Source organism: Plantactinospora alkalitolerans, from assembly GCF_015690345.1.
Classification (GTDB): Bacteria; Actinomycetota; Actinomycetes; order Mycobacteriales; family Micromonosporaceae; genus Plantactinospora; species Plantactinospora alkalitolerans.
Window position 1 is genome coordinate 1 of record NZ_JADPUN010000313.1, and the last position, 11,373, is coordinate 11,373.

Genomic DNA, 11,373 nt, shown 5'->3' on the forward strand with positions numbered 1-11,373 from the left:
ATCATGTCGTCGATCTTCACGTACAGTGCGGTCAAGAGGGTGTCCAGGTCTTGCGTCACAACATGATCTTGGATGCCCTCTCCTCATGCCCGGACATCGACCCCAGACTTCGGAACTACTCGTCTAGCCTGGTCCAATGATCACAAACATTTCGATCACCGCTGTTTTCGTGAAGGACATCGACGCATCCAAGGCGTTCTACCTCGACGTGCTCGGGTTCGTCGAGCACACCGACATCACCCTCGGCGACGGGTCCTTCCGGTGGTGCACGGTGAAACACCCGAGCCAGCCCGAGTTGGAGGTGCACCTGACCCCGCCCGGTCCGCCGTACTCGCCGGAGATGGTCGCCGCGATCAACCGCACGATGGACGAGGGCGGCATGTTCGGGCTCGGCCTGGCGGTCGACGACTGCCGGAAGACGTACGACGAGTTGCGGGCCAAGGGCGTCGAGTTCATCCAGCCTCCGGAGGACCGCCCGTACGGCGTCGAGGCGGTCGCCCGCGACAACTCGGGCAACTGGATGGTGCTGGTCGAGTCGCGGGAGTTCAGCCCCGCGGACTTCGAGGCGTGACCACCGTAGATCCGGCCGGGTCTTCGATGGACGTCGAGGTCCCGGCCCAGGATCCCCGGCGCTGGTGGGTGCTCGCCCTGCTCTCCGGCCTGTCGTTCATGATCCTGCTGGACATGACCGTGGTGAACGTGGCGCTGCCCCGGATCCAGGACGGCCTGCGCTTCTCCGACTCCGGCCTGACCTGGGTGGTCAACGCGTACGTGCTGGCGGCCGGCGGGCTGCTGATCCTCGGCGGGCGCCTGGCCGACGTCTTCGGCCGGCGGCGGCTGCTGCTGACCGGGGTGGTCATCTTCGCGGTCTCCTCGGCCGTCTGCGGTGCGGCGACCTCCCCGGCGATGATGGTGGCGGGCCGGTTCGGCCAGGGCGTCGCCGAGGCGATCGCCGCCCCCGCGTCGCTCGGCCTGATCGCGTTGCTGTTCACGGATCCGAAGGAACGGACGAAGGCGCTGGGGATCTGGAGCGGGCTGGTGGCGCTCGGCGGGACCTCGGGCTACGTCATCTCCGGTCTGCTGACCGACCTGACGTCGTGGCGCTGGATCTTCTTCATCAACCTGCCGGTCGCGGTGGTGGTGCTCCTGATCATGCCTCGGCTGGTCCGCGAGAGCCGGATGGTACGGGCGAAGAACGCCGGACTCGACCTCCCCGGGGCGATCACCCTGACGGTCGGCCTCGTCGCCATCGTCTACGGGCTGCTCCAGGCCGCCGAGCATCCGTGGCGGTCCGCACCGGTGCTGATCCCGCTGGTGGCCGGAGTCTGTCTGCTCGCCGGGATGCTCGTGATCGAGCGTCGGGCGAAGGACCCGCTCATCCCGCTCGGCTTCTTCGCCAACCGGACCAGGACGGTCGTCAACGCCACCTCGCTGTTCTTCATGGCGGCGTTCATCTCGTACACCTTCATGCTGACCCTGTTCGAGCAGCATGTGTTGGGCTACACGCCGCTGGTGAGCGGGCTGGCCTGGCTGCCGCTCTCGGTGGCGATCGGTGCCGGCATCGGCCTCGGCGCCACGTTGACGCCCCGGCTCGGGGTCAAGGTGGTGACGTCCGCCGGCTTCGTCGGCGCCGGCTTCGGACTCCTGCTGACCAGCATGATCGATACCGACACCAGCTACCCGGGCGGGATCCTGCCGGGGATGATCGTGTTCGGGCTGTTCGCCGGGGCGACCATGCCGGCCGCGACCACCGCCGCGTTGCACGGGGTCACCGTCCAGGACTCCAGCCTGGCGTCCGGGGTGCAGAACACCATGCAACAGGTCGGTGGGGCGCTCGGCCTCGCCGTCCTGGTCACCCTCGCGCTGCGGTACAGCGGCGACGAGATCCAGCGTGGCGTGGACCCGCAGGTCGCGATGACCGAGGGGTACGCGCTGGCGTTGCGCGTCGGAGCCGCGCTGATGGTCTTCGGTGGTCTGCTCGTGATGGTGCTGTTCGAGCGGGTCGACCCGGAACTGCGCGACCCGACGGCCGAGATCGTCGGGGAGACAGGCGCCGGAAGGTCCTGGCCTTCCTCGGCTAGGCCGAGGGGCCGCAACCTGGCTGGCGCCTAGGATCGGCTCATGATCGCGGACCTGCAGTGCGTCGTGCTGGACTGCGGCCACCCGATGGAACTTGCCGGGTTCTACCAGGCGCTCCTCGGAGGTGCCGTCAACCAACGGGATCAGCGATGGGCGCTCAGCAACGACTGGGCGACGTTACACACGTCGTCTGGCCTCGTCCTGGCCTTCCAACGCGCAGTGAATTACCAGCCACCGCAGTGGCCCGACCCGGCCCGGCCACAGCAATTCCACCTGGACTTCGGTGTTACGGACCTGGACCGCGCCCAGGAGCAGGTGCTGGCCCTGGGAGCAACGGTGTTGGACGAAGGAGCAGAAAGACGCGCCTGGCGTATCTATGCCGACCCCGCGGGGCATCCGTTCTGCCTGGTCCGCCACTAGCGAAACACGGCCTACGCCGTGCAGCGGTTGGTGCTCTTCGACCTGGACAACACGCTGGTGGACCGGGCGGCCGGTCTCCGGATCTGGGCGCAGGAGTTCTGTGTACGGCGTGGTCTCGGCCAGGCCGACGTCGAGTGGATGGCGGAGGCGGACGGAGACGGCCCGGTGCCGAAGGAGACCTTCTTCGGCGAGCTACGCGACCGGTTCCGGCCGCCGGGTCTAGCCGGCTGCCGCCGGGCGTCGGGTGAGCCGGAGAGCGAGGCAGGCGAGCCCGACGCAGATGGTCATGCCCAGGAAGAGCGGTACGGCGACGTCCCGTCCACCGACGCCCATCAGCGGCGCGACCGTCGCGGCGGAGACGGCCTGCAACGTGCCGAGCACCGCCGATCCGGTTCCGGCGGCGTGCGGAACCCGTTGGATCGCCAGCGCGGTCGCGTTTCCCATGATCATGCCCAGACCGACGAAGAAGAGCAGCAGCGGTCCGATTACGACGACGCGGTGGAGTTGCCCGGCCAGCGTGAGGGCCAGCAGGGTCGCGCTGCTGGCGAGCATCGTGGCCAGGCCGGTCCGGAGCAGGATCACCGGGGAGATCCGGCCGACCATCCTGGCGTTCACCGCGCTGCTCAGGGTGGCGGTGAGCGCTCCGGCGGCGAATGCCACGGAGGCCTGTCCGACGGTGAGGCCGAGGGCGTACTGGAGGAAGAAGGGCGAGGCGGCGATGTAGCAGAACAGGGCCGCGAAACCGAAGACGAACGCGAACGTGTAGCCGAGGTAGATCCGGTCGGTCAGCAGCGACCGCGCGGTGGCCAGGGTGGACCGCAGGCCGCCGGCGTGCCGCCGGTCCGGCGGCAGGCTCTCCGGTACGGCGACCAGTGTGATCAGGAACGTCAGCAGGGAACCGGCGGCGAGAACCCCGAACACCGCCCGCCAACCGGAGGCGTTGATCACGACACCACCGAGCAGTGGCGCGGCGATCGGGGCGATCCCGCCGAGCGCCATCAGGATGCCGAACGTCCGGGCGGCGGCCGGGCCCTTGGCGGTGTCGGAGACGACGGCGCGGCCGACGACCACCCCGGCCGCACCGCTGACTCCCATCAGGAAGCGCAGTACGGTCAGCGTCTCCAGCGAGGGTGCGAGCGCGCAGGCGGCGGCGGAGGCCGCGCACAGGGCGGTACCGGTGAGGATGAGGATCCGCCGGCCGTACCGGTCGGAGAGCGGACCGAGCACGAGCTGCCCGAGGGCCAGGCCGATCAGGAACGCGGTGAGGGTGAGCTGGACACCGGACGGATCGGTCCGGAACTCCTCGGCCATCAGCGGGAACGCCGGCAGGTACATGTCGATGCCCATCGGGGGCACGAAGGCCAGCAGCACGAGCGCGGTGGTGAGCAGTACCGGCAGTCCGGCGGGTCGCGCCGGGCCCGGCTCCGGTGGCGGCGCCGCCACCGGAGATGACTCCGATGGGCGTGGCTGCGGGGGAATCGGCGGACTCGACTGCTCGCTTCGTGAGGGGGTGGAAGTCACGGCAGGAAATTACTATAACTATATAAGTATGTCTACCGGTACTCTCGTGAAGTGAAACGAGTGATGGACGTGGACGGGACGGTTCTCCGGGAGGCGAGAGCACTCGTACCAGTCCTGTACCAACTGGGCCGGGTGATGCGGCTCCAGGGCGTCGACGAGGCCGGGCTGGGCCAGTTGCCGCCCTCGGAACTCGAGGTGCTCCGGTACGTCCTCGAAACTCCCGGCGTCTCCGTGAGCACTCTGGCCCGTGACCTCGGCCTGCACGCCAGCAACGTGAGCGCGACCGTCCGCGCCCTGATGGCCCGGGGCCTGATCCGCCGGGAGCCCGACCCGAGCGACCGACGCGCCGTGCGGCTCCACCCGACCGTCGACGCCGCGCACGGCTCGGCCCGGATCGAGGACTCCTGGGCCCGGATCTTCGCCGCCGCCCTGGACGACCTCACCGACGAGCAGCGTACGGCGGTCGCCAGCGCCGCCCCCGCGCTCGGTGCGCTCGCCGAACGGCTGCGGACCCGCCGCGCCGCCGAACGGGGCTGACGAACCCGTCGATCGTTCGCCGCCGAACGGGGCTGACGAACCCGTCGATCGTTCGCCGCCCGCCCGCGCGGCACGGATGCGCGGCGCGTCCCGACTCAGTCCGCCGAGCCGGTGCCGGATGTCGTACGGAGCCGGACGAGCGCCTGTGGGGTGAGGTGTCTGGCGAGGGTGTCGAGTGCGGCTGTCACCTCGGCGATCCGTTGGGGATCCTCGGGGCCCAGTGCCGTGGCGAGGGCGTCGTCGATGGGAACGGCGCGGATCTCGGCGACGCGTTCGGAGACCTCGGCAGCAGGTCTCACGAGCAGCCGACGCCGGTCGTCCGGGTCGGCGGCGGTCACGACGGCACCTGCTTCGCGGAGCCGGGCGACGCACGCGGAGACCTTGCTCTGCGGAAATCCGGTCCGGTCGGCGATCTCGCCGACGGAGGTGTCGGGATGACTGCGGATGTCGCTGGCCACGATGAGCACCGAGCGGTGACTGGTGGAGTGCTGGCCGACGGCGCCGGTCGGGATGGTCTCCTCGCCGATCTTCATCAGCGTCCGGCCCAGCAGGAACAGCTCGATTCCGTTCACGTGACGCACGATACATCTTCCAAGATGCATCGGATCAGATACATCTGATCGGATGGGTTATCGTGATCTCGAACGGCCGAGACCGACAGAGCCGAGACGACAGCACGGGAGACGAGCCAGCGATGACCACCACCCAGACCACCACCGGCCTGCTTCCGGTTCCGGGCGCCACCATCCACTACGAGATGCGCGGCACCGGTCCGCTGCTGCTGATTTCGCAGAGCGGTGAGGGCGACGCCGACCGCAGCGACGATCTGGTCGACGACCTCGCCGTAGACCACACCGTGCTCACCTACGACCGCAGGGGGCTCTCGCGCAGCACGCTCGACGAACCCGGAGGGCAGATCAGCCTGCCCGAGCACGCCGACGACGTACACCGGCTGCTGGCCAGCCTCACCACCGAGCCGGTCGACATGCTCGGCTGCAGCTTCGGCGCCCTCATCGGGCTGCACCTGGCCGCCCGCCACCCCCGGCAGTTGCGGCTCCTGGTCGCCCACGAGCCCGTCGCGCCGTGGTTGCTGCCGGCCACCGAACGCGCCCGACACGAGCGCGAACTCTTCGACATCCAGCGGCTCTACCGCGCCGAGGGCCTGCCGGCCGCCATCCGGAAGATCGCCGGCGTTCTCGGCATCGACCCGGCCGACAAGGACGTCGAGCCCGACCTCACCCCGCAGCCGATGACACCGCAGCGGATCGCCAACTTCGACGTCTTCATCGAACGCGACTTCACGGCGGCCGTCCGGGACGTCCTGGACGTCGCCGCGCTGACCGGGCTGACCACGCTGACCGGGCCACGCATCGTGCCGGCCGTCGGGCGCACCACCGGGGAGCGCGTCTTCGACCGCCGCTGCGCCGAAGAACTCGCGCGCCTGCTGGGCACCGACCCGGTGGAGTTTCCGGGCGGACACAACGGCAACACCAGCCACCCGCGCGGGTACGCCCGCCAACTGCGCGACATCCTCCGCGCGGCCCGCTGACGGGAACGTCACCCACCCCGGACGACCCTGCTTTTGGTCCGGTTGGCATCCCGGACTGCCGGAAAGGGGGCTGACGTCCGACTCCCCAGAGTGTTTGCATGTGCGCCGAGGGCGACGAGCGGGCGTCGCCCGGGGGAGGTCGACGATGTTCCCGGTACTCGGGCGCGCGATGTGGCGGTGGCGCTGGCCGGTGCTGATCGGCTGGCTGGGGCTGGTGCTCGCCGGCGTCACCCTCGGCGGCCAGGTCTTCGACCGGCTGGCCAGCACCGACAACCTGCGCCCCGACGCCGAGTCGCAGCAGGCACAGCGGCGGGTGGACGAACTCCTGCCCGAGGGACCGATCGTGGTCGCGGTGCTCCGCGACCGGGACCCGTACGACCCCGCGCTGGTGGCCAGCGTCGGAAAGGTCCGCACCGAACTGCTGGCCGTACCCGGGGTGAAGGCTGTCGAGGACCTCTACAACGCCGCGGGCGGACGGATCGGCGCCGACAACCGGAGCACCCTGGTCCAGGTCGAGCTGGCCGAGGGGCTGACCCCGGAGCAGCGGGACCGGGCCGAGGACCGGGTCGGCACCCTGCTCCGGACCATCGACGCGCCGCAGGTGCTGGTCGGCGGGGAGAAAGTCGCCGAGCGTGCCTTCGCCGAGCAGGCGATCGAGGACGCCGCCTTCGGGGAGTCGATCGCGCTCGGCGTACTCCTGATCGCCCTCGTGGTGATCCTCGGCGGCCTGCGGGCCGGCGTGCTGCCGATGCTGGCCGCGCTCGCCGCCGTCGCGGGGACCCTGCTCGGCCTGTACGGGCTGAGCACCGTGACCGGGATCAGCGAGTTCACCCTCAACGTGGTCACGCTGCTCGGCATCGGCCTCACCGTGGACTACGCGCTGCTGCTGCTGTTCAGGTTCCGCGAGGAACGGGCCGCAGCCGAGGACGGGGCGGAGGGCGGCGACGGTGTGGTGGATCCGGGCATCCTGCTGGCCCGGACGATGGCGACCGCCGGGCGGGCCGTACTCGTCTCCGGCCTCGCGGTGGCGGGGGCGATGATCGGCCTGTACGTGTTCGCCGAGCCGCTGCTCTCCGCGATGGCGCTGGGCGGCGCGGTCGCGGTGCTGCTGTCCACGCTGGCCGGCATGACCCTGCTACCGGCGCTGATCGCGGTCGCCCACCGGCACATCCCGGCCGCCGGATCCGAAACCTGGGTACGCCGAGCGCTGTTCACGACCCGCTGGCGGAGGACCTCCGCCGACGCCCCCGGGCTGCTCGGACGGCTCGCCGGGTACGCCCAGCGGAAGCCGGGACCGGTGGTGTTCACCGTCTCGGCCGGTCTGCTGCTGCTCTCCCTGCCGTTCCTGTTCGACGCGAACCTGGCCAACTCCGATGCCCGGGCACTGCCCCGGTCGAGCGAGGCCCGGCAGGCGTACGACGTGCTGCTGCGGGACTTCGAGGCGGGGCGGGCGGCGCCGGTGACCGTGGTGGTCGAGGCGGATCCGACCGCCGCCGAGGTCCGGGACCTGATGAACCAGCTCAACGTCCTGCCGCAGGTGATCAGGATGCAGCCCCGGCCCGACGTGCCGGGCGCCGCCGTGGTGATCGATCTGACTCCCGAGGGCGCGACCGGCGGGTCGGAGTCGCGGGAACTGGTCCGGGCGGTACGCGCCCTGGAACAGCCACTTCCGCTGCTGGTCGGCGGTCCGGCCGCCGAACTGGTGGACTACCGGTCGTCGGTGTCGGCGCGGCTGCCCCTGGCCGTACTGGTGCTGCTGCTGGTCACCACCGTGCTGCTGTTCGTCCTCACCGGCTCGCTGGTCATCCCGGTGAAGGCCCTGGTGCTGAACGCCCTGACCCTGCTCGCCACGCTCGGAGTGCTGGTCGTGGTGTTCCAGTGGGGCGTCGGCTCGGCCCTGCTCGGGGTCCGGTCGTGGGGAGCGATCGATCTCACCACCCCGGTGCTGCTGTTCGTATTCGTCTTCGGCCTGTCGATGGACTACGAGGTGTTCCTGCTCGCCCGGATCCGCCAGGAGTGGGATCGCTGGTCGGACCTGCGTACCCCGGCCGCCCGGATCCGGGCCAGCCAGCGGGCGGTGCTGGCGGGGATCACCCGGACCGGACCGGTGGTCACGGCGGCGGCGGTCTGCATCACCGTCGTCTTCGGAGGATTCCTGCTCGGTGAGCTGACCGCCGTCAAGGAGATCGGTTTCGGGATGGCGGTGGCGGTGCTGCTCGACGTGACGGTGGTCCGGGGTCTGCTGCTGCCGGCGGTGATGAGCCTGCTCGGTGAGTGGAACTGGTGGTCGCCCGCGCCGCTGCGCCGGTTGCACCGGCGGTTCGCCGGCGGCGGTCGGCCGTCGACGTCCGACTCCGCACCGGCTCCGGCGGAGCCGGTGTCCGCCGGACCGTGATCCGGTCCTGTCGACGCTCGGTGGTGGCGCCGGCTCACTCCGCTGCATCGCCGGAAGCCCCGTCCGGAAGCTGTCGGATATCTATGTCTTCCTCGGTCGGTAGCGCGACGCATCGCTGCCGGGGTCGATGGGGGGTGCGTAGTCTTCCTGCCCATGACTCCGGATCATGGCTCCGACCGGATCCCGATCGGCTTCGACGAGTTGCTGCGGCGGTGCCGGTTGGCGTCCGGCCTGACCCAGGCCGAACTCGCGCAGCGGGCCGGGGTCGGGATCCGTACGGTCCGTGACCTCGAACGGGGCCGCTCGTCCCGGCCACAACGTACGACCGTCGAACTGCTGGCGACGGCGCTGGCACTCGCCGGCCAGGACCGGGCCGACTTCATGGCCTCGGCCCGTGGTCAGGCAGGCCCGGTGCCCGAGCCTGTCGCCGGTCTGCCGATCCGTCGACTTCCCGCCCGTGGCCTGGGGCTGCCCGATCCGGGTGAGCTGATCGGACGGGATCGCGACGTCGCCGAGTTGGCCGCGATGCTGACCGAGCGGCCGCAGCTGGCGCGTGGGGTGGTGAGCCTGGTCGGCCTCGCCGGGGTCGGCAAGACCGGCCTGGCGCTCAAGGTCGCCCAGCGGGTGGCCGACGAGTTTCCCGGTGGCGTCAGCGGGATCGTGATGATCGAGGGCTCGACCGAGGGCGACGTGTTGTCTGCCGTCGCCATGGTGTTCGGGGTCGGTCGGGCGAGCGACCTGGTCAGCCGGTTCTCCGACGTACCCTCGCTGTTGTTCGTCGATGCCGTCGAACGGGCTCCGGGAGCCGCGGCCGAGGCGCTGAACCGGCTCGCCGAGACCGCGCCGATGCTCCGGGTCCTGGCCACCGGCAGGCACCCGATCGGGCTGCCCGGCGAGCGGGTCCGGCCGGTGACCCCGCTGGAGGTGCCGCCGGTCGACGCTCCGGCCGAGCTGGCGGTGCTGACCGAGTACCCGGCGGTCGCACTCCTGCTCGCCCGGCTGCGCCAGATCCGTCCGGAGCCGCCCCGCCCCGACGAGGTGCTCGCACTCGTCGAGCTGGTACGCCGGCTCGGCGGGCTGCCGCTGGCGATCGAGTTGGCGTCGGCGCACGGTCGGGTGCTCGACCTCAACGAGGTTCTCGACCGGTACGGACACCGGGTGCTCGACCTGGGCAGCCCACCCGTCGCCCGCGAGGCGGTGGTGACCCTGCGGGACGCGGTGGCGGCGAGTTACCGGTTGCTCGAGGCCGGGGAGCGGTCGGCGCTGCGCCGGCTGTCGGTGCTCCGCAACCGGTGGTCGGTGGAGCTGGCGGAGGCCATGCTCGCCGACGATCCGTCCTTCCCGGCAGGCTCGTCCCCGGGCAGGCACGCGTTCCGCGAGGGCCATCTGTTCCCGGACGCGCAGTCGTCGGCGGGCGGGCGGGATCGCGACGGAGATCCGGTTCGGGTGCTCGACCGTCTGCTGGCGCTGGGACTGATCAGTTCCCGGGGCGCCGGACCGCTCCGCTTCCGGCTGCTCGACGTCGTGCGTGACTTCGCCGCGGAGCGGGCGGCGGCCGACGGTGAGTTGGCGGCGATCCGGGGTCGGCACGCCACGGTGTTCGCCCGGTTGGCCGCGCGGGTCGCCCCGGATCTGGCCGGCGCGAAGCTCGTCGAGGCGGTCGGCCTGCTGGACGAGGTGGCGGGCGATCTGTGGACCGCGCTGGCGCACTCTGCCAACGACGATCCGCACACGGCGCTGCGGCTGGCCGGGAATCTCGTCCGCTGGTGGCGCTACCGGGGGCGGGACGTCGCCGGTCGACAGTGGCTGCGCCGGCTGCTGGACGATCCCCGTACCGCCGATGTCGACCTCGGGACGCGGGCCTGGGCCCAGGTGGGGGTCGCACAACTCGCCCAGGAACACGGCGCCGGACCGCAGGAACTGCCGGCTGCGGAGGCGGCGTTGGCGGCGTTCCAGCGGTTGCACGACGTCTCCGGCGAACTGGCCGCCCGCAGTGTGCTCTGTGGACTGTGGATGGCCGTCGGCGGTCACGACGAGGCACGGCGGCACGGCGAGGCGGCACTGGAACTGGCCACCCGTACCGGTCGGATCCGGGACATGGCCGTGTCGCAGAACAACCTGACCTGGCACGAGATCCGGATCGGTGACCTGCGTGCGGCCCGGCGACGGTTGGCGGCGGTGGACCGGTTGGCCGGTGAGTGCGGCGAGGAGCGGCTCCGGGTACTGGCCCGGGCGAACCTGGCCGAGGTGACCCGGCTGGAGGGCCGGTACGCGGACGCGGTCCGGCAGGGGCGCCGGGTGATGGGGGCGCTGGCCGATCTCGGCGATCCCGGCCACCGTCGACGGGTTCTCGGCACGGTCGGGCTCGCGCTCGCCCAGGACGGACGGCTCGACGAGGCGGCGGCGGTGCTCGCCGAGCTTCGCGCGCGCAAGACGGTGGGATCGGGCGGGGGGGCGGTCGAGCCGGATTTCCGTCGCCCGACGGTCGACGAGGCCGGGCCCCCGGAGGACGGGATCTGCGCGCTCATCGAGGCGAGTCTGGCGATGCAACGGGGTGACCGGGAGTGGGCGGCCGAGTGGTTCGCGGCTGCGGCCCAGTCCAGCGCCGGATCCCGGGACCTGCGGGATGTCGCCGAGGCGTTGGTCGGGTTGGTGGCCAGCACCGATGATCCGGCGGCCCGCGCGGTGGCGGTCAAGAGCCTTGATCAGGTGTGCCGGGAAGGCGGGATCGTCCTGCTGCCCCGGGAGCGGGCGTTGATCGGCCCGGTCACGCTGGACCGGGAAGGCCTCGGGAAGGACTGACCTCGCACCTGGGGCCGTGGCGCGAGTGGAACAGCCCCCCGACAGAGCCCCTCACCGGTCCCCCTCGCGC

9 protein-coding genes are annotated in these 11,373 nt (G+C 71.3%); 7 read left to right on the forward strand and 2 right to left on the reverse strand.

The genetic code is table 11. The annotated features are described in order from the left end of the window. The first annotated feature begins 136 nt into the window (after positions 1-136). The 3 genes from I0C86_RS34705 to I0C86_RS34715 are packed head-to-tail and all read left to right on the forward strand — an operon-like array spanning position 137 to position 2,499. Complete coding sequence (locus tag I0C86_RS34705) at positions 137-571, forward strand: VOC family protein (RefSeq protein ID WP_196205543.1); 435 nt, start codon at positions 137-139, stop codon at positions 569-571. Then, positions 568-2,112: an MFS transporter gene (locus tag I0C86_RS34710; RefSeq protein WP_323374026.1), complete on the forward strand. Its 1,545-nt coding sequence runs from the start codon at positions 568-570 to the stop codon at positions 2,110-2,112. Before I0C86_RS34705 ends, I0C86_RS34710 begins: the two co-directional genes overlap by 4 nt. Positions 2,113-2,121: 9 nt before the next feature. Continuing rightward, on the forward strand, positions 2,122-2,499 hold the full coding sequence (locus I0C86_RS34715) for a VOC family protein (protein WP_196205544.1): 378 nt from the start codon (positions 2,122-2,124) through the stop codon (positions 2,497-2,499). A 219-nt stretch (positions 2,500-2,718) separates the two neighbouring features. On the opposite strand, the gene I0C86_RS34720 is transcribed toward I0C86_RS34715, so the two are convergent. After that, a complete protein-coding gene (locus I0C86_RS34720; RefSeq protein ID WP_323374027.1) occupies positions 2,719-3,942 on the reverse strand; it encodes a multidrug effflux MFS transporter in 1,224 nt (407 codons plus the stop codon). Positions 3,943-4,071: 129 nt separating this feature from the next. On the opposite strand from I0C86_RS34720, the gene I0C86_RS34725 reads away from it, so the two are divergent. Then, positions 4,072-4,557 (forward strand): MarR family winged helix-turn-helix transcriptional regulator, encoded by a 486-nt coding sequence (locus tag I0C86_RS34725; protein WP_323374028.1) that lies wholly within the window; start codon positions 4,072-4,074, stop codon positions 4,555-4,557. Between the two features lie 95 nt (positions 4,558-4,652). On the opposite strand, the gene I0C86_RS34730 is transcribed toward I0C86_RS34725, so the two are convergent. Next, positions 4,653-5,129 carry a MarR family winged helix-turn-helix transcriptional regulator gene (locus tag I0C86_RS34730; RefSeq protein WP_323374029.1) on the reverse strand — a complete coding sequence of 159 codons (477 nt, stop codon included), beginning with the start codon at positions 5,127-5,129 and terminating at the stop codon, positions 4,653-4,655. A gap of 122 nt (positions 5,130-5,251) precedes the next feature. Here I0C86_RS34730 and I0C86_RS34735 point away from each other — a divergent pair, with 122 nt between their 5' ends. From I0C86_RS34735 to I0C86_RS34745, 3 genes are all read left to right on the forward strand, one after another. Continuing rightward, positions 5,252-6,106, forward strand: a complete 855-nt coding sequence (locus I0C86_RS34735; RefSeq protein WP_196205545.1) for an alpha/beta fold hydrolase — start codon at positions 5,252-5,254, stop codon at positions 6,104-6,106. Positions 6,107-6,251: 145 nt separating this feature from the next. Beyond that, positions 6,252-8,501, forward strand: coding sequence for an MMPL family transporter (locus I0C86_RS34740; RefSeq protein WP_230395282.1), 2,250 nt, complete (start codon positions 6,252-6,254; stop codon positions 8,499-8,501). A 153-nt stretch (positions 8,502-8,654) separates the two neighbouring features. Then, entirely contained in the window at positions 8,655-11,303 is a 2,649-nt protein-coding gene (locus tag I0C86_RS34745; protein ID WP_196205546.1) for an ATP-binding protein, read from the forward strand. The last annotated feature ends 70 nt before the right edge of the window (positions 11,304-11,373 follow it).